The sequence below is a fragment of the Paraburkholderia xenovorans LB400 genome, assembly GCF_000013645.1.
Lineage (GTDB): Bacteria > Pseudomonadota > Gammaproteobacteria > Burkholderiales > Burkholderiaceae > Paraburkholderia > Paraburkholderia xenovorans.
Genome location: NC_007952.1, coordinates 992,324 through 1,010,052, shown reverse-complemented (window position 1 = coordinate 1,010,052; position 17,729 = coordinate 992,324). Strand labels below are relative to the sequence as shown.

The 17,729-nt window shown below is 63.7% G+C and carries 16 protein-coding genes; 5 read left to right on the top strand and 11 right to left on the bottom strand.

The window, feature by feature from the left end; genetic code table 11:
• Window positions 1-42 precede the first annotated feature (42 nt).
• Both BXE_RS26480 and BXE_RS26475 read right to left on the bottom strand, forming a co-directional pair.
• A complete protein-coding gene (locus BXE_RS26480; RefSeq protein WP_011491203.1) occupies window positions 43-933 on the bottom strand; it encodes an SMP-30/gluconolactonase/LRE family protein in 891 nt (296 codons plus the stop codon).
• 23 nt (window positions 934-956) lie between these two features.
• Entirely contained in the window at window positions 957-1,853 is an 897-nt protein-coding gene (locus BXE_RS26475) for a TauD/TfdA dioxygenase family protein (protein WP_011491202.1), read from the bottom strand.
• A gap of 353 nt (window positions 1,854-2,206) precedes the next feature.
• On the opposite strand from BXE_RS26475, the gene BXE_RS26470 reads away from it, so the two are divergent.
• Together BXE_RS26470 and BXE_RS26465 are read left to right on the top strand one after the other, a co-directional pair.
• The gene (locus BXE_RS26470) at window positions 2,207-3,097 is read left to right on the top strand and encodes a LysR family transcriptional regulator (RefSeq protein ID WP_011491201.1); all 891 of its coding nucleotides are present in this window, start codon (window positions 2,207-2,209) and stop codon (window positions 3,095-3,097) included.
• 188 nt (window positions 3,098-3,285) lie between these two features.
• Window positions 3,286-4,161 (top strand): SMP-30/gluconolactonase/LRE family protein, encoded by an 876-nt coding sequence (locus tag BXE_RS26465; protein WP_011491200.1) that lies wholly within the window; start codon window positions 3,286-3,288, stop codon window positions 4,159-4,161.
• Window positions 4,162-4,257: 96 nt separating this feature from the next.
• Here BXE_RS26465 and BXE_RS26460 read toward each other — a convergent pair whose 3' ends face one another.
• From BXE_RS26460 to BXE_RS26430, 7 genes are all read right to left on the bottom strand, one after another.
• Entirely contained in the window at window positions 4,258-5,250 is a 993-nt protein-coding gene (locus BXE_RS26460; protein ID WP_011491199.1) for a Bug family tripartite tricarboxylate transporter substrate binding protein, read from the bottom strand.
• 64 nt (window positions 5,251-5,314) lie between these two features.
• A complete protein-coding gene (locus BXE_RS26455; RefSeq protein WP_011491198.1) occupies window positions 5,315-6,874 on the bottom strand; it encodes a tripartite tricarboxylate transporter permease in 1,560 nt (519 codons plus the stop codon).
• A gap of 6 nt (window positions 6,875-6,880) precedes the next feature.
• Window positions 6,881-7,369 (bottom strand): tripartite tricarboxylate transporter TctB family protein, encoded by a 489-nt coding sequence (locus BXE_RS26450; protein ID WP_011491197.1) that lies wholly within the window; start codon window positions 7,367-7,369, stop codon window positions 6,881-6,883.
• Window positions 7,370-7,479: 110 nt separating this feature from the next.
• On the bottom strand, window positions 7,480-8,352 hold the full coding sequence (locus tag BXE_RS26445) for an isocitrate lyase/PEP mutase family protein (RefSeq protein WP_040124924.1): 873 nt from the start codon (window positions 8,350-8,352) through the stop codon (window positions 7,480-7,482).
• Between the two features lie 75 nt (window positions 8,353-8,427).
• On the bottom strand, window positions 8,428-9,201 hold the full coding sequence (locus tag BXE_RS26440; RefSeq protein ID WP_148223003.1) for a 2-keto-4-pentenoate hydratase: 774 nt from the start codon (window positions 9,199-9,201) through the stop codon (window positions 8,428-8,430).
• A 230-nt stretch (window positions 9,202-9,431) separates the two neighbouring features.
• Entirely contained in the window at window positions 9,432-10,934 is a 1,503-nt protein-coding gene (locus BXE_RS26435; protein WP_011491194.1) for an aldehyde dehydrogenase family protein, read from the bottom strand.
• A gap of 65 nt (window positions 10,935-10,999) precedes the next feature.
• The gene (locus BXE_RS26430; RefSeq protein ID WP_011491193.1) at window positions 11,000-11,965 is read right to left on the bottom strand and encodes a peptidyl-alpha-hydroxyglycine alpha-amidating lyase family protein; all 966 of its coding nucleotides are present in this window, start codon (window positions 11,963-11,965) and stop codon (window positions 11,000-11,002) included.
• Between the two features lie 385 nt (window positions 11,966-12,350).
• Between BXE_RS26430 and gcvA the strand changes: the two genes are divergently transcribed.
• Entirely contained in the window at window positions 12,351-13,289 is a 939-nt protein-coding gene (gene gcvA / locus BXE_RS26425; RefSeq protein ID WP_007176629.1) for a transcriptional regulator GcvA, read from the top strand.
• Between the two features lie 151 nt (window positions 13,290-13,440).
• Window positions 13,441-14,346 (top strand): TauD/TfdA dioxygenase family protein, encoded by a 906-nt coding sequence (locus BXE_RS26420; protein ID WP_011491192.1) that lies wholly within the window; start codon window positions 13,441-13,443, stop codon window positions 14,344-14,346.
• A 104-nt stretch (window positions 14,347-14,450) separates the two neighbouring features.
• On the opposite strand, the gene BXE_RS26415 is transcribed toward BXE_RS26420, so the two are convergent.
• Window positions 14,451-15,353 (bottom strand): SMP-30/gluconolactonase/LRE family protein, encoded by a 903-nt coding sequence (locus BXE_RS26415; protein WP_040123931.1) that lies wholly within the window; start codon window positions 15,351-15,353, stop codon window positions 14,451-14,453.
• A gap of 345 nt (window positions 15,354-15,698) precedes the next feature.
• On the opposite strand from BXE_RS26415, the gene BXE_RS26410 reads away from it, so the two are divergent.
• Window positions 15,699-16,670 (top strand): Bug family tripartite tricarboxylate transporter substrate binding protein, encoded by a 972-nt coding sequence (locus tag BXE_RS26410; RefSeq protein WP_011491190.1) that lies wholly within the window; start codon window positions 15,699-15,701, stop codon window positions 16,668-16,670.
• A gap of 124 nt (window positions 16,671-16,794) precedes the next feature.
• On the opposite strand, the gene BXE_RS26405 is transcribed toward BXE_RS26410, so the two are convergent.
• Complete coding sequence (locus BXE_RS26405) at window positions 16,795-17,700, bottom strand: TauD/TfdA dioxygenase family protein (RefSeq protein WP_011491189.1); 906 nt, start codon at window positions 17,698-17,700, stop codon at window positions 16,795-16,797.
• Window positions 17,701-17,729: the final 29 nt, after the last annotated feature.

Genomic DNA, 17,729 nt, shown 5'->3' with positions numbered 1-17,729 from the left:
GCTCTCCTTCCGGATGAGTAAGGCAACGGGGAAGGCGGCGGATTACTGCCATCCGGCGCCCGGGACATCCACTTCGATGGTTTCGATGCGGCCGTCGCGCAGCCCGGCCATCTGCGGCCCGCTCGACGTGTTGGTGACGATATACAGAGTACGCTTTTCCCGGCCGCCCAGCGTGCAGGTGTAGGCGCCGCGGCCCGGCTCGAAGGTGATCTCCCGCGCGACGCGGCCGCCCTCGAACACGCGCAGCACGCGCTTGCCGGCAGGGTCGGCGATCCAGATCGCACCCTCGGCGTCGAGCGCGATTCCATCCGGATTGCAGCCGTCGATCTCCGCGAAAAAACGGTGCGCCAACAGATCACCCTTGCTGTCGATATCGAACATGCTCACGCGGTGCGCGAAGGTTTCGGCGACGATCAGATGACGTTCATCCGGCGTGATCACCATGCCGTTCGGAAAACTGACCGCGCTGCCGGTCTGATGGATCGAGCCGTCCGGGTCCACGCGAATGATGCGCGTGAGCTTCGGCGGCTCGCCGTTGTTCTTGTCGTAGCCGAAGTTGCCGACATACGCGCGCCCATGCCGGTCCACCACCATGTCGTTGCACGGGCCGCCTGCCACATCGCGCAGATCGGCGACGAGCCGCGTCGTTCCGTCGGGGTTGATGGCGAGCAGGCAGCGGTCGAGCATCGACACGACGAGCGGCGTGCCGTCCGGCATGAAGCCGAGCCCCGAAGGACGCTGCGGCACTCGTGCAACGATTTCGGCGCGCCCCGCCAGATCGATCGCCTCGACCTGGTGGGTGTACAGGTCGGAAAACCACAGCCGGCCGTCGTGCCAGCGCGCGCCTTCGGCGAACGACAGCCCGCTGCGAATCGTGTGAGTGGTCGTTTGACCCGTCGTTTGACCCATCGCTTGAAACAAGGATTCTGGCATGACGTCCCTCGCGCTTGCGCCGGCTATCCCGCCAGCGCAATGGTTTTTGGACGGACCCACGTGAGGTCGTCGATGGTGGAGGCGCGATGCATCTCGCGCACGTCGGTATCCGGAAAATGGCGGCGCGCGCGATGCATCAGCGAACGGTTGTCCCACATCACGAGGTCGCGGACCGACCACTCGTGCGTGTAGACGAACTGCGGCTGCGTGGCGAATTCGGTCAGCTCGCGCAGCAGATCGAGTCCTTCCGGAACGGGCCAGCCGACGACATGCGATGCGTGCCCGGAAAGGTACAGCGACAGGCGTCCGGAAACCGGATGCCGCCGCACCAGTTTTTTATGGGTCGCCGGAAAGCGCCGCCGTTCCTCTTCGTCGAAATCCGTGAAGCCGGCCACCGCGCGCGAATGCATCACGTTGTGCTCCAGCGTCAGATCTTCGACGAGTTCCAGCCACTCGGCGGGCAGCGCGTCGTACGCCGCGCGCATGTCGGCGAACTGCGTCTGCCCGCCAACGCGGGCGACCGTATACGCGAGCAGCATCGAATAGCGGTTCGGCGTGGGCAGATAGGAACCGTCCGTGTGCCAGCGCCGGCTGCTCAGGAAATTCATCCTGCGCCGGTCGCCGGCGGGGAACGTCCGGTTGTTCTTGTCGAGGTTGGAGATGTCCGACACCATCGGCGAGAGCCGATGATCGGCTTTCGCCGTATGAAACGAAACCACCGGCTGCAACGGACCGAAGTTCTGACTGAACGCCATCAGCTGCGCGTCGTCGATCAACTGATTGGGGAAGATCAGCACAGGGTAAATGGCGCTTGCCTGGCCGATCTCATCGACCTGTTCGTCGCTGAGCGGCTGGCGCAGATCCAGACCGCGAATGCGCGCTGCGATTGTTGGATGGGCAGGTTCGATATCCAGGCTCATTTGCAGATCTCTCTGATTGGGTTAAGCGGATTCCCACGCACGGGCAGCGCCGCAGCGCGTATGCCGGTGCGATGATTCAGCACTATCGTAGGCTTGCCGGTCGCGTCGTCACAAGACAGATTAATTCACAGCATGCGTGACGTCCCGATCTCCCGCAGGCGCTCACTGCCGCGTTTCAATGCACACCGAAGCAATCCGGTGCGCGCATAGGCACCAACCCGACTGGACGCGCGGCCAGATTTCTGTACGCTTGAAAAAGCGGTGCCGCCGCCCGCCGGGACGCCCTGCCATCAGCCTCGAAGCACCGCCCGGCGCCGGCCCGGAACCGGGCTGCCTGCCCGCTTGGAGACGTCATGGACTTCCGGCTGCGTCAAATGGAGATATTCCGCTCGGTCATGCTGACCGGCTCGATCAATGGCGCAGCCAAGCTGCTGTTCATTTCGCAGCCCGCCGTGAGCCGCATCATTGCCCATACCGAACAGACGCTCGGCCTGAAGCTTTTCAATCGCGCGAAAGGCAAGCTGATTCCGACACCCGAAGGCGTCGCGCTATTCCGGCAGGTCGATGAGTTCTACGAACACGCGCTACAGGTCAACAATTTCGCGCGCGATCTGGCGCAAGGCGCGACCGGTACGCTCAATCTCTCGTCCAGTCCGTGTCTGAGCTATACGGTAATGCCGCGCGCCATTGCCCAGTTCATTGCGCGCTATCCGAAGATCCGGGTGGTTTATCACACGTCGCAACTGAACTGCATGGCGACCGAGGTACTCAGCAACAAGGTCGATGTCGCTGTCGCCGTGATGCCGATCCAGCATCCGAACGTGAAAGTCGAGGTGTTCACGACCGGCAAGATGGCCTGCGTGCTGCCCAAGGATCATCCGCTCGGCAGTCAGACCGTGCTGTCGCTCGCCGACGTCTCGGCGTATCCGCTGATCGTGCATCATCCGAGCATCACGTTCGGCAAACTCGTTTCGACCGCGTTTCGCGACGCGGGCCTCGAAATGCGCTCGCGCGTCAACGTGTTCCAGACCGACGTGGCATGCTCGCTGGTGCGGGCCGGCGCGGGTATCGCCATCGTCGACGAATACACGGCGTGCGCGGGCGCATGGCACGACCTGATGCAACGTCCGCTTGCCGAGCCGATCACGCTGACGCCGTGCATCGTGCGCTCCGCGTTTGACAATCAGGCCACCCACGCCGACAAGTTCATCGAGATCCTGCGCGGCGTCGCCCACGCGCGCTGAGCGGGCGCCGACGGTCCGCGGCGCGCGGCCGCTTTGAAGCGCCAGCGTGGTCACACGCAATGTGCGTTTATTGCGCTTGCGAGCCTTTTACCGACTCTTAAAATCGGACCGCATAGGGGGCGGCATTGAGCTGCCGACGAGTTGCCGGACAGGCCGCCCCTCTCCTTCATGCGCGCACCGGAGTCAAGATGACCGCCGCTCAACGCGTCACAGAAACGACCGATATTCTCGGCGAATGCCCGCTATGGAGCGAGGCTGAACAGGCGCTGTACTGGATCGACATCCGGCGGCCGGGCATCCAGCGCTGGCATCCCGCAAGCGACGCGCTGCGCTACTGGCCCATGCCCGACCTCGTCGGCTCGATTGCGTTGTGCCGCGACAACCGCTTGCTGGTCGCGTCGCGATCACTGTTTTACCTGGACACGCGCACGGGAGAAATGACCCGCTTCGCGCCGCAGCGCGCCGAAGATGCGGCGCTGCGCTTTAACGACGGCAAATGCGACCGCCAGGGCCGCTTCTGGGTCGGCACGATGAACGACCGCACGCGCGAGCCGGTGGGAGAACTGTTTCGCGTGGATGAGCGCGGCGCCGTCAGTATCGAGGCGGACATCCGGGTGCCGAACGGCACCTGTTTCAGTCCCGATGGCCGCACCATGTACTTCGCCGATTCCGATCTACAGACCATTTTCACTTACGCGCTCGATCCCGGAACGGGCGCGCTCGGTGAACGCCGCGAGTTCGCGAAGACGACACTGCCCGCCGTGCCAGACGGCGCGACGGTCGACGAGCAAGGCCATATCTGGGTCGCGGAATACGGCGGCTGGTGTATCAAGCGCTATGCGCCGGACGGCAGTGTGGACCGTGTGTTCGACATGCCCGTGCAGAACCCGACCAGTTGCACGTTCGGCGGACGCAATCTCGATACGCTCTACATCACCACCGCTTCGCAAAGACTCACGCCGGATGAACTGGCGAAGCAGCCGTTTGCCGGCGCCCTCCTCGCGTTCCAACCCGGCGTGCGTGGCCTGCCGGAGCCGCTTTTCCGCGGCAATGCCGAGAACTGAAACGCGTGCAGGGCGCTGCGCGACGCGTGCTGCGTGCCCGTGCTGCCGCCCGCGCGCCGGGCCGGCACACGTGACGAGCCTCGCCGGCCTCGCACCCTACTGCGGAGCAACCCCCGCCTTCTTCAGAACGCCGCGCCAGACCTCCGTTTCGGTCGCGATACGGCGCGACAGTTCGGCGCCCGTACCGCTCACAGGAAAGAACCCGATTCTGTCGAAGCCCGCCTGAACCTCGGGCGAAGCCATAGTCTGCACGATCGCGGCGTGCAACTTTTCGACCACGGGCGCAGGCGTGGACGCGGGCGCAGACAGGCAGTTCCACACGCTGAAGTCGTAGCCCTGCAAGCCCGCCTCGGCGATCGTCGGCAGGTCGGGAAAATGCGGCAGGCGGCGGCTTCCGGTCACGCAGATCGGCCGCATCTTGCCGGACTGGATCCCCGCCGTCACATCCGCCACGCCGCCGAACAGCATGTCGCAGAAGCCGCCGAGCACGGCCATCGCGTCTTCGCCGCCGCCCTTGTACGGCACGTTGATGATCTGCACGCCGGCGCGCACCATGAACTCCTTGCCGATCAGATCGAGCGGACTGCCGGGACCGGCCGTGGCATTGGTGACCTTGCCCGGCCGCGCCCTGGCATAAGCAATCAGTTCCTGCAAAGAGTGAACGGGCAGCGAGGCGTTCACGATCAGCAGGAACGGCTGCTCGGAAATGATGCTGACGGGTTGCAGGTCCGCAGGCTGGTAGCCGATGTCGCGATAGATCATCGGATTGGTCTCGAAGAACGTGCTCACGCCCAGCAGCAGCGTATAGCCGTCGCCGCGCGATTTCGCCACGTAGGCGGCGGCGATATTGCCGCCGGCGCCCGGATGCGCTTCGACGATCACCGGCTGGCCGAGCTTCGCGCCGAGCGTCTTTGCGACGATGCGCGCTTCGGCCTCGCCCGCGCCCGCGGGAAACGCGATGATGATGCGAATCGGGCTGTCCGGATAGTCCGCCCGCGCCGCCGGTATCCAGGCGCTCGCGGCAAGCGCGGCGAGCGAGGCGAGACAGGTGCGTCGCGTGACGACGTTTCTGCGCGTGGGCTCATCCATCGAGCGTGTCTCCGTTGATTCGATTCGTTCGCGTTCCGCAGAATGCCCGAAGGCAGGCGCGCGATTATGCGTTGTCGTGCGAGGTGGTTTGCGCCGAGCCTGTCACGCGAAAGGCCTTGGGTTTGCTCTTGCGTCTGCGGATCGCGGCGCGAATCGCAAAGCCCACCTGCAAGGCGATCAGCAGCACGGAGATGGCGATGAACACCGCGCTGATCGGGCGCTGCACGAACACCGCCATATCGCCGCGCGAGAGCAGCAGTGCGCGCCGGAAGTTGTCTTCGACCATCGGTCCGAGCACGAAGCCGAGCAGAATCGGCGCGACCGGAAACGCCAGCGCGAGCAGAATCGCGCCGATCACGCCGAACGTCAGGACTTCGCCCACTTCGAACAGACTGTTGTTCGTGCTGTAGACGCCGACCGCAATGAACAGCAACGCCGACGGATAGAGATAGCGATACGGCACGCGCAGGAACTTGACCCAGATGCCGATCAGCGGCACGTTCAGCAGCATCAGCAGAATGTTGCCCACCCAGAAGCTGGCGACGAGCCCCCAGAAGAGGTCCGCGTGATCGGTGATCAGTTGCGGCCCGGGCTGAATGCCCTGGATCATCAACGCGCCGAGAATCAGCGCCATGACGGCGTCGCCGGGTATGCCGAGGCTCATCGTCGGAATGAAGTCGACCTGGGTTTTCGAGTGCGAGGCAGCCTCGGGCGCGGCGACACCTTCGATCGCACCCTGACCGAACTTCTTCGGGTTGCGGGAGATCTTCTGTTCGAGTGCGTAAGCAATGAAGGTGGTGATCGTCGAGCCCGTGCCCGGCATGCCGCCGAACAGCGCGCCGACCGCCGTGCCGCGAACCATCGGCAGGAAGGCCTGCTTGAGTTCCTGCCAGCTCGGGCGCATGTCGCGCAATCGCACATGCGTGGCCCGGCTCACGACCTGCAGGCGGTTCACGTTGCGCAGGAAATCGGCCACGCCGAACAGCCCCAGTGCGAGCGCAACGATCTCGACACCGTCGCCGAGCTTCGGAAAGCCGAACGTAAAGCGCATCGTACCGGTGTTGATGTCGGTGCCGACAACGCCGATCAGCAAGCCGAACAGCGTCATCGCCACGCCCTTCAATACCGGCCCGCGCGACATCGTTCCGCCGGCCAGAAGACCCAGCAGCATGATCGAGAACAGTTCCGCGGGGCCGAACTTGAACGCGATGCTGACGAGCAGCGGCGAGGCGAAAATCATCAGCACGATCCCGCACGACGCCGCAAAGAACGACGAGATCATCGCGATGCCGAGCGCGGTTCCGCCTTTGCCCTGCCGCGTCAGCGGATAGCCGTCGAGACACGTCACCGCATGAGGCGGATGACACGGCAGATTCAGCAGGATGGCGCCGATCGCGCCGCCGTACTGCGACCCGTAGAAGATGCCCGCCAGCATCATGATCGCGGGGACGGGATGCATGGTGTAGGTGAGCGGCAACAGCATGGAGATGGCGGAAAGCGGCCCCATGCCCGGCAGCACGCCGATCAGGTTGCCCACCACCACGCCGAAGAACGACCACGCGAGGTTATGCCATTCCAGCGCGACGCCGAAGCCATACCAGAGATCGATCAGAGACTGGCTCATGCTTATCTAGCCCCATTGAAAGAGCGGGAACTGCAACGACAGCGCCCACCAGAACACCAATACACAGAGCACCGTCATTCCGGCAGCGAGCAGCAACGCGCGCCATATCGTGTTCTCGCGATCGCCGAGCGCGGAAATGAAGACGATCGCGAAAGTGGCCGGAACAAGACCGCCGTATTTGCCGAGCACGATGAATGCAACGATGCTGCCGAGAATGAAGCACCATGCCTTGCGCTCGGGCGCCAGCTTCTTTTCGCCGTCCTGCGGCGCCGCATATCTCGCCACGACCGCGATCGCCACGCCCGTGCAGACGAGCGCCACGCCGATCGAAACGGGAAAGAAGCCCGGCCCCATCTGGCTCAACGTGCCGATGCTGTAGCGTATGCCGTCGTAGATCGCGCCCAGCCCCACGGCGGCCATCAGCATGCCGGCGTAGTAGTCGCGGCGTCGCGCATCCACGTGTTCGGTCGAATCGGTCGATCCAGTCGCGTCCATCGCATTGCACTCCTGTGCGGGTCGTTGCTGCCGTGCGGTCGTCGTTCCGCCATCTACCGCCGTGTACTGCCATGTGCTGCCGGGTGCTGCCGGGTGCTGCCGTGAGCTGCTTATGCACCACCAGCCAGGTACTGGCGGGTCCACTCGTCATATTCCGGAACGCCGGTCGCCTGTTCCAGCAATTGCTTCGACGCCTGGCCAGGCAGGTGCAGCGACAGCGTGCCCGAACGCACCAGTTGCATCGAATCGTGCAACGCCTTGAGCGCGACCGAGAAGGTCTGGTGTCCCGCCGACCACGCCTTCACCCGGCGGGTAGCAAGATAGGCTGGATCGCATAGCGCTTCCGGTGCGCCCGCCATCAACAGCGGCACTTTGACCGCGTCCGAGATCGCGTCGATCTGTTCGCGCTGCTGCGGCCCCGGCAGAAAGATCGCATCGACGCCTGCCGCTTCGAATGCCTTGAAACGCGCGACCGCATCCTCGATACCGTTGAGGGTCGCGGCGCTCGTGCGCCCGAGCACCAGCAGGTCGGAGTCGCCGCGCGCCGCGACGGCCGCCTCGACGCGCGCCACGGCTTCGTCGAACGAAACCAGCGCCGGTTTGCCGGAGCTTCCGTAGGGCCGGGGCAGCAGCGTGTCTTCGATCGTCACGGCGGCGGCGCCCGCGCGGTCCAGTTCGTGCACGGTGCGCATCACCGATAGCGCGTTGCCATAACCGTGGTCGCCGTCCACGACGAGCGGCACGTCCGACACCCGCGTGCACCGATGCACCTGTTCGGCGAGCTCGGTCAGCGTCAGCACGATCAGATCCGGCGCCCCGAGCACCGCGTACGACGCGAGCGAGCCGCCCATCAGGCCCGCTTCATAGCCGAGTTGTTCGGCAAGCCGCGCGGAAACCGGATCGAAGATGGTTGCCATCGTCACGCAATCTTCGCGATCGAGAATCTGGCGCAGCCTTCTGCGCTGTGTAGTCGGTCCCAACAAGAGCCTTCTCCCGTGTTCGTTCAACATTGATCAGCAGTGTTCGAGTTTCCTGACGGCCGCAAAGCACGGCTGCCCCTATTCCAGCGTCACCGATACTTCGCCGAGACCTTCGAATGCGACGCGCGCTTGCATGCCCGCACGCGCCGGATAAATCCCCGTGCACGTTCCGGTAATCACGACATGCCCCGCGCGCAACGGCTCACGTTTATGCGGCGCGTTGGCAAGCGCCACCAGCGCATCGAATGGATTGCCCGCCGCATTGCCGCCGTGGGTTTCGGTGACCACCCCGCCGTCGATCGCGAGCGTCACGCGCAAGCTCTCCAGCGCAATGTCCCGCCAGTTGCGCTGACCGCTGCCGTAAATCAGCGCACAGTTGCCCATGTTGTCAGCAATCTTGTGTTCGAGGGGAGCTTCCATGAAATTTCCGAGGCGTGGCGCACCAATCTCGATGGCGGCACATACGGAACTCACGGCGTCGGCGACTTCGTCCGGTGTATAGGGTGAGGCTCGTGGCGGCAGGTCGCGGCTCAGGACGAAGGCCACCTCGCCTTCGACGGCCGGCGCAAGGGTCGAGGTCAGCCGGACCCGCGCGCCGCTCGCAACACACGCGTCGCGATAGACGGGCGCATGCGTGAGCCGCACGTCGCGCACGTAGCCGACCTTCCAGCCCGCGATCGGCTGACCGAGCAGCCGCGTCATGTCGCTTTGCACCGCGAATGCCTCGGGCATGGAGACGGATGCGTCCTGCGCGGCGAGCATGGGCAGCACACTATTCGAACGCCGTGCGCCGAGTAGCGCGTCGGCAATGTGCGCTATGCGCGTCACCTGCGCTGCGTCGATGTGGGCCAAATCCGTCTCCTGTTCTGTTCGCCGCATTCGCTGGTCGAAGTCCGCGGGCGCCGAGGTGATCGGTGCCTGCGTCCGCCAGTCGGATGCGTCGCGCGGCATGCGTGCCGCGATACGTCGTGAACCCAGTTTGCTCACACGGGCATGGACCCGCAACGTCATTTATGTCACAGCGCGCGTGCGATTTTCGAAAGCTTTTTGCATGTTTCGCATGCGCGGCCGGTCAACCTCGTTCAACGTGTGGGCCGCACCATCGACTGGCTTCGCCAGTAGTCGAACAGCGTCTCGACACTGTTGACGCCGCCACCCATGCCGCTCCTGTTCACTCCGGCATACGGCACGCCGAGTGGAAACAGGTTGTGTGCGTTGATCCAGCTATTGCCCGCCACCATCGCTTCCGCAACCCGCGACGCGCGTCTCGGGTCGTGGCTCCATACGCTGTTGGCAAGGCCGTAGTCGGTGTCGTTGGCGAGTTCGACGGCTTGCGCTTCGTCCCTGAACGGCGCAAGAAAGGCGACCGGACCGAAAATCTCTTCGCGCGCGGCCACGTTCTCGAGCGAGCCCGCGAGCAACGCGGGGCTCACGTAGAAACCGTCGTGCCCGGCCACGTCGACTGCGCCGCCCTTGAGCACGGCTCGCGCGCCGTCGCGTTGTCCACGCTCCAGATAGCCCAGCACCCGCTCGCGCTGTTTCGCGCTCACGACCGGTCCCATCTCCGCGCCGGGGTCGAGTTGATAACCGATCTTTGTGCGCTGCAACGCAGCGACGCTCGCATCGACGAAACGCTCGAAGATCGATTCGTGCACGAGCCAGCGAGTCGCATCGCAGCAGACCTGGCCCGTGTGGAATGTGATTGCGCGCGCAAGTTTGTCCGCGGTCTCCTCGATATTCACATCGTCGAAAATCACGGCTGCGCCCTTACCGCCCAGTTCGAGTTTGCATGGCACGAGATTTCTGCCGCAAGCTTCCGCCACCATGCGTCCGACTTCCGGCGAACCGGTAAACGACATGCGCCTGAGTCCAGGATGGCGCGACAACGCAGCGCCCGCTATCTCACCCAGACCCGTCACGACGTTGATGACGCCATCTGGGAAGCCGATCTCGCGCGCGAGCCGAGCCAGGTAAATGGCCGACAGCGGCGTGTCCTCCGCCGGTTTGATGACCACCGTATTGCCCGCCGCGAGTGCCGGAGAGATATTCCATCCGATCAGTACCATCGGGAAGTTCCACGGAACGATGAATCCGCACGCGCCCCAGGGCTGCCGCGTGGTCCACGCCTCGTAGCCGGATACCGGCAATGCCGAGCGGCGCTCCGTGTTCAGGGCCAGTTCGTTGAAGTAACGCAGCGTATCGACGAAGCTCTGCACGTCGCCTTGCGCCTGCTGTTCGATCTTGCCGGCGTCGAGCGCTTCGATCTGGCCGATGATCGCCTTGCGCCGTTCGACTTCGTCCGCGAGCCGGTGCAGCCAGATCGCGCGGTCGTTCGGGTGCATCGTGGCCCAGCCCGACCGGGCGAACGCGCGCCGCGCCGCGTCGACCGCACGATCGACGTCCGCGGGTCCCATCGCGGCAACCGTCGCGAGATGTTCGCCGGTGCCGGGGTCCAGCGTCTCGAAGGTGGCGCCGTCGGCGGCCTGTTCATCGCGGCCGTCGATCACGCCGCCGAGCGGCCCCGCATCGAGAAAGCGCGCGACCTCGGGCAATAGTGAAACAGAGCTTGATGTCAGGGTGTGCATGAGGATTCTCCAAGGCTAAACCGGAATGGCGAATTCAGGCGCGGACCAGCGCGTGCATGGCGCTGTCACGCCGCGATCTTTTCGAACTTCTGCAGGCATCGCAAACGCGGCGGCGGCTCGACACCCGGAAACAGCGACGGCCACGCGGTGTAGGAGACCTCGCCCACGTAGATGTCGCCGCGCGAATCGACCGCGAGACCATGCGGCCCGAGGAACTGGCCGGGGCCCGTGCCGGCCGCCGGCGTCGTCGTGATACGCGCGAGCAGTTCGCCCTTGTTCGACAGGATGCTTACGCGCGGTCCGAGATTGGGCGCGCCGCGATTGAAGGAATAGTAAGGACCGGTCTCGCCGACGTAACACAACGGGCACTTTCCGGGCGGCATGTACATGCCGCAAGGCCGGTGCAGGTTGTGCCACTGCGTTTCGAAGCGGCCGTCGCCGTCGAACACCTGGATGCGGTGATTCTCACGGTCCGCGACATAGACCCAGCCGTCTTCGTCGCATGAAATGTTGTGCGGGAGATTGAACTGGCCCTTGCTCGATCCTGGCTCGCCCCATGACAGGATTCTCTTTCCGTCAGGCGAATACTTATGGATCCGCCCGTTGCCGTAGCCGTCGGCCACGTAGATGTCGCCGCGAGGCGAAAGCGCCGTGTGCGTGCACCGGTTGAAAGGCACGCCGCTCATGAACATGGAAGGCTCGCCGGGTACGCCGATCGTCATCAGCAATTTGCCTTCGGGCGTGCACTTGCGCACGGTGTGATCGAAATCGTCGGTCAGGTAGAGCGCGCCGTCGTGGCCGATGTGAATGCCGTGCGCGTGGCGGAACAGATCGTCACCCCACGCACGCAGGAAGTTGCCGGCGCGATCGAACACGATCACGGGATGGCGCCCCCGGTGAAACACGTACACCTGATCGTTGCTGTCGACGCCCACCGCCGCGACGTCATAGAGTTCCCAGCCGTCGGGCAAGGTGCCCCAACCCTCGACGATCCGGTACGTCATTGCTCCACTGCCCACCACGTTGCTCATCTGGAAGTGTCCTCAAAGGAGCCAGAGCGGCCGTTCGGGAGTGAAAGCCGCAATCGCAGACACCGGTCAAGGCATGCGGCGTTTCGCGTCGAACGGTGACTCCGGCGCCCCAAGAATCACATGCGCCAAAGCGGCGTCGCAAGACACTTTTTGGCACACGCAGTATGCGCATTATCGACGGGACGCCCGAGCGGCGGGGCTTTCAATGGAAAACCCTATCTTGATAATTAGTCGCGCGAGTGCGAGCCTTTTTTAGACAGTGAGACTGCGACGCAGTTACTCACTGTTCGAACCGACATCGATCCGCGTCAGATTCGTCGCTCGAAATAATTGGCGCGACCGGGACAGCCCCCCACTGCTCCCGGATGATTGACGGAGACACGCGATGCCCAAACGCCGACTTCCTTCATTGAATGCGTTGCGCGCTTTCGAGTCCGCCGCGCGCAATCAAAGCATGACGCGCGCGGCGGAGGAGCTGTGCGTGACGCACAGCGCGATCAGCCGCCATGTCGCGAAGCTCGAGGACTACCTCAACGCCAAGCTGTTCGAGCGCGGCCACCAGCAGGTCGTGCTCACCAAGCGCGGCGCAGCTTACGCGTCCCGCTTGCAGGTGCTGTTCGACCAGATCCAGGACGTGACCGCCGAATACTTCTACGCGCGGCCGGACAATGCGTCCTTGCGTATCGGCGTGCTGTCCACGTTCGCGATGCGCTTTCTGATTCCGCGGCTCGCGCGCTTCAAGAAGCTGTATCCCGAGATCACCCTTCAGGTGGAAAGCGCGCACGAACACGTGTCGCCGCGAGACGAAGAGGTCGACGTTGCGATCTGGTTCGGCAACGGCGACTGGCCGGGTCTGGTCAGCGAGCATCTGTTCCATGAAGAACTGGTACCGGTCGGCAGCCCCACGTTGCTCGCCGGACATGAACTTGGCAATCCGGACGATCTCGAATCGTTCCTTCTGCTGCACGCGGCGGCACGCCACGACGACTGGCAGCGCTGGCTGAGCGCGACCGGCGCGACACGTGTGGACGGCTACAAGGGATTGAAGCTCGAATACTCGGGCCTTGCGTATCAGGGTGCGGTGGACGGTCTGGGCCTCGCTATGGCGCAAACGCTGTTCGTGCAGGAAGACCTCGCCAACCGGCGGCTGGTCGCGGCGCTTCCGCAGCGTGTGAAGACCGGCAGATCGTATTACCTCGTGCACAACGAAATGAAGAGCGAGCAGCCGGTCATTCTGCGCTTCTCCGAATGGCTCAAGGACGAGGTGCGCAAAACGATCGAAGAGATCGACCGGACCCAGGCCGAGCACATCGAAGTGGTGTAGCGCCGCCGCCCGACGCAACCTCACACCAGGTGTTCAATAAACTCGCTTGTGAGCCGCCGCATGCGGTCGGTACGATGGAATGGAGCGAACTCGTAGTGCGCATCCGCGCATGCCTGACGAACTCCACCCTCGTCCGATACAAGGAACATCCATGAGCCTGAACGTCGAAGCCGCCCATCCTTTCATCGCCGCGCGCATCCACGGACTCGATCTGTCAAAACCGCTTTCCGATGAGCGTATCGTCGAAATCGAGCAGGCCAGCGGCCAATACCCGGTGCTGATCTTCCCGCGCCAGTACATCGACGACGACCAGCTGCTTGCATTCGCCGCCGGCTTCGGTCCGCTGCAGGTTGCCGTCTCGTACTCGACGCGCCCGGAGGATCACCGGCTCGCCCCGATGATCAACGACATCTCCAATCTCAGCAAGGAGAACCAGACCTACCGGCCCGGTGACCGGCGCAGGATGAACAATCTCACGAGCCGCCGCTGGCATTCGGATGCTTCGTATCTGCCGCTGCCCGCACGCTATTCGTTTCTGCTCTCGTATATCGTGCCGGCGGTCGGCGGTCAGACGCAGTTCGCCGACATGCGCGCCGCGTATGACAAGCTGCCCGACCATTTACGCAAGGTTGTCGAAGGCCTGAGCTGCCACTACGACATCATGGCGTCACGCGCGGCGGCCGGCTTCTACGACGCATCCGACGAAGAACGCAAGGCGCTCGCGCCGTGCATTCACGAACTGGTCCGCACGCATCCCATCTCTGGACGCAAATCGCTGTACCTGTCGAGCCACGCGACGCATGTGGTCGGCTGGCCCGAGCCGGAGGGCCGCGATCTGCTGCGCGAACTGACCGAGTTCGCCACGCAGCCGCAGTTCGTGTATTCGCACGAATGGTCGGTTCGCGACCTCGTCATGTGGGACAACCGTGCGCTGATGCATCGCGGCCGCCCGCATATTCCGGAAACCGACGTTCGCGAGATGCATCGCGCAACGACGCTCGACGATCGCACCTGGACGCGCGGCAGCAATCAGCCGGTCGCGGCAAGCGTCGCCTAGGGTTGTGCGCCTGCCCATCTGAAAGCGCGATAAGGCCACGCCCTCGCGAATGTCACTGGGTGCATAGCGAGGGCTTCGCGAAGGCGTTTCTGTCGTGCCGCGGTCTAGTCGTGCGAGTAAGGACGGGCGCCCTGGAGCGGCACGGCGGCACGCAGAATCTGTCCGGATTCAGACTCCGTCATGTAGACGACACCGCTGTCGGCGGGATCGAATGCCACATTCGAGGTCTGCAGCCCGGCACACGAACACACCCGGGCAACCGGCTCGCCGATCCTGTCGAAGAGCCAAACCGCACCCAGGCCGATGTGCGCAACCGCAAGACTGCCGTCGCTAGCCGACGCGAGGCCATCCGGCCCGGTGCCGCCGGACAATTGCAGATAGTGGCCGACCCGCGCGACCGAGCCGTTGCCGAACGGATCCAGCGGCACACGCCAGACGGCATTCGCGCGCGTTACCGCCAGATATAGCGTGCGCTCGTCGGGGCTCAACGCGAGTCCGTTGGGACTTGGGATATTGTCGAGCAGCCTGTCGAGCCTGCCGTCCACATTCAAACGATAAAGACAGCCGAACGGCCGATCGAGGCCGGTCTGCCCCTGGTCCGTGAAGAACAGTTCGCCGGCGCGATTAAATATCAGATCATTGGGACCGCGAAACGGTTCGAACCCGCCGGTCCTCACCAGATCTTCGACCGTGCCGCGCAACGGGTCCAGCACGACGATTCCGCGCAATTGATCGGCAATGAAGATGCGGCCGTCCCGATGAATCGCAATGCCGTTAGGCCGCCCATCGTACTGGCAGACGAGTTCGAATTGACCGCTCCGCGTGATCCGGAAAATACGGCCATACGGTATGTCGACGCAATACAGATTGCCTTCGCGATCGAATGCGGGTCCCTCCAGGAATGAGTCGCGAACCACGCCGAAGCGAACTTCCGCATGGTCGGTAACACGAAAGGCGGCGGGCAGACTGGCGAAGACTTCCGTCTTGATTCTGGGTACATTGAACATGGCGGCACGCGAGCAGTGAGTGGATGAGTTTTCACACACCAGCCGCCGCCTCTCCATGCAATTCGACATGGAGTCTATCCGCGGCGCGGCCGTGCAAATGTCTCACGCTCGCACCGCCGCCGAAGACCCGCAAGCGACTTTTCGGCACTTCAGGCGTGCCATGTGTACATCACAGCGGTTCATCACAGCGGTCGTGACTTATTCGCGCTTGTCAGGAAGCTCACGCGACAACTAGCATCCGTGCAAGCTGTCCGCATGCGAACGCATGGAACGATGCAAACCGGGCGCCCCTTCGGCGGAGCTCCGGAAATCAGACTGCGCAATAGCCGACGGAGATCACATGCAATGAATGCGCGGCGCGCTTTTCTTGCTGCATTGGGGGCGGCCGCGCTGTCCGGCGTATCGCGCCCGGTTTTCGCGGCGAACTATCCATCAAGCGCGGTGCGCTTCGTCAACCCGTATGCGGCAGGCTCCGACGACGTGCAGGCCCGCATCGTCGCCAAAGCACTGCAGAGCCTGCTGGGCGCGCCTGTGGTGGTCGAGGCGCATCCAGGCGCCGGCGGCAACATCGCGGCCCACTACGTGGCCAATGCGGCGCCGGACGGCTACACGATGCTGCTCGGCATCAGCGCGATCTTCGAAGCGAATCCGCTGCTGTACAAAACGCCCGGCTTCAGTGCGAACGACTTTCGGCACGTCAGTCTGCTGTCGGAGCAGCAGTTCGTACTGGTGGTGAATCCGTCGGTCCCGGCGCGATCGATTCCGGAACTGATCGCTTACGCCAAACAGAACCCGAAGAAACTGACCAACGCAACGGCGGGCATTGGCAGCAATCTCTATCTCGCCGCACTGGAGTTCACATCGAAGGCGGCAATCCAGTTGCAGGACGTGCCCTATAAAGGAGGCGCGGAAGACACCGTCGCCGTGTTGAGCGGTATTGCGGATATGGAATTCGGCGGTGTGCCGAACGTCACCGCGCATATCCGTTCGGGCAAGCTGCGTGCGCTCGGTGTTACCGGAAAGTCGCGAGTGCCCGTGCTGCCCGATGTGCCGACAATTGCCGAAGCCGGCCTGCCCGGTTACGCGTTCGCGGTGTGGAACTGCATCTCGGTGCCGCGGGCGACGCCTGACAAGGTGGTTGCAACGCTGCACGATGCCACGGTCAGTGCCATCGCGCAGCCGGATGTCCGGCGTAGTCTCGAACAGCTCGGCTTTCTGCCGGTCAGCAGTTCACCGGGCGAGATAGATCAGCGCATTCGCACCGAAGTGCCGCTCTGGAGTCAACTTTTTGCACAGGCGGGTCTCAGGGCGCAATAGCGGCGCGTTCTTTCTGGGTTCTTTCTGCGTTCTCTCCGATAGCCAGACGTGTGACGTGCGTAGCGCCGGCGGCGGTTTTCTCGCAACCGCCGCCGGCGCATGTTTTACGCCACGCCACGCCAAGTCACGTTCCCGCTTCGCTGTGCACGCTGCTGTCCGCTCGCGTCCACGCAGGATCGTCCATTACCGTCGCGCGATGCATCTCGCGCGGGTCAGTATCGGGAATATGGCGGCGCCCGCGGTGCATCAACGCGCGGTTGTCCCACATCACCAGATCGCGTTCGTGCCATTTATGGGTATAGACGAACTGGGGCTGCGTCGCGAATTCCATCAATTCGCGCAACAGGTCGCGGCCTTCGGGAATCGGCCAGTCCACTACGTGCGTCGCGTGCCCCGACAGATAGAGCGTCTTGCGTCCCGACACGGGATGCTGCCTGACGAGCTTGTGCTGCGCGGGCGGCAGCTTCGCCCGCTCCTCGTCCGGAAACTCGGTGTAGCCGCTCAGCATGCGCGCCCACAAGATGTTGTACTCGCAGCTCAGATCTTCGACTACCGGGCGAAGATCTTCAGGCATCTCGTCGTACGCCGCCCGCATATCGGCGAACTGTGTCTCGCCGCCCCGCTGCGCCACGGTATACGCCAGCAGGAACGAGTAGCGCGCCGGAATTGCTTCATATGAAGCGTCCGTATGCCACCGCTTGCTGACGAAGTTGTTCATCCGGCGATGATCACCGCGCTTGAACGTCTGATTGTCCTTGCCGAGGTTCGAGATGTCGGTGATCTTCGGCTGCAACCGGTGCTCTTTCTCACGCGTCTGATACGACATGGCGGTGTGGACCGGCCCGAAGTTCGCGCTGAACGCGAGCAGTTCGTCGTCGTTGATGAACTGCTTCGGAAAGATCAGAACCGGATAACGGCCGCTTGTCTGCTCGATCGCCTCGACATCTTCCAGCGCGACGGGTTGATGCAGATCGAGGCCGTGAATGCGGGCGGCCAATAACGGGTGCACGACCTCAACGGTAAACGCCATAGCTGCTCCATGATGCCCCACACGAGGCG

Excerpts from the sequence above, each read along its gene's own strand:
- gcvA (WP_007176629.1), top strand. The coding sequence starts at position 12,351 with ATGCCCAAACGCCGACTTCCTTCATTGAATGCGTTGCGCGCTTTCGAG.
- BXE_RS26420 (WP_011491192.1), top strand. The coding sequence starts at position 13,441 with ATGAGCCTGAACGTCGAAGCCGCCCATCCTTTCATCGCCGCGCGCATC.
- BXE_RS26405 (WP_011491189.1), bottom strand. The coding sequence starts at position 17,700 with ATGGCGTTTACCGTTGAGGTCGTGCACCCGTTATTGGCCGCCCGCATT.
- BXE_RS26410 (WP_011491190.1), top strand. The coding sequence starts at position 15,699 with ATGAATGCGCGGCGCGCTTTTCTTGCTGCATTGGGGGCGGCCGCGCTG.
- BXE_RS26455 (WP_011491198.1), bottom strand. The coding sequence starts at position 6,874 with ATGAGCCAGTCTCTGATCGATCTCTGGTATGGCTTCGGCGTCGCGCTG.
- BXE_RS26470 (WP_011491201.1), top strand. The coding sequence starts at position 2,207 with ATGGACTTCCGGCTGCGTCAAATGGAGATATTCCGCTCGGTCATGCTG.
- BXE_RS26465 (WP_011491200.1), top strand. The coding sequence starts at position 3,286 with ATGACCGCCGCTCAACGCGTCACAGAAACGACCGATATTCTCGGCGAA.
- BXE_RS26475 (WP_011491202.1), bottom strand. The coding sequence starts at position 1,853 with ATGAGCCTGGATATCGAACCTGCCCATCCAACAATCGCAGCGCGCATT.
- BXE_RS26435 (WP_011491194.1), bottom strand. The coding sequence starts at position 10,934 with ATGCACACCCTGACATCAAGCTCTGTTTCACTATTGCCCGAGGTCGCG.
- BXE_RS26415 (WP_040123931.1), bottom strand. The coding sequence starts at position 15,353 with ATGTTCAATGTACCCAGAATCAAGACGGAAGTCTTCGCCAGTCTGCCC.
- BXE_RS26450 (WP_011491197.1), bottom strand. The coding sequence starts at position 7,369 with ATGGACGCGACTGGATCGACCGATTCGACCGAACACGTGGATGCGCGA.
- BXE_RS26430 (WP_011491193.1), bottom strand. The coding sequence starts at position 11,965 with ATGAGCAACGTGGTGGGCAGTGGAGCAATGACGTACCGGATCGTCGAG.
- BXE_RS26460 (WP_011491199.1), bottom strand. The coding sequence starts at position 5,250 with ATGGATGAGCCCACGCGCAGAAACGTCGTCACGCGACGCACCTGTCTC.
- BXE_RS26480 (WP_011491203.1), bottom strand. The coding sequence starts at position 933 with ATGCCAGAATCCTTGTTTCAAGCGATGGGTCAAACGACGGGTCAAACG.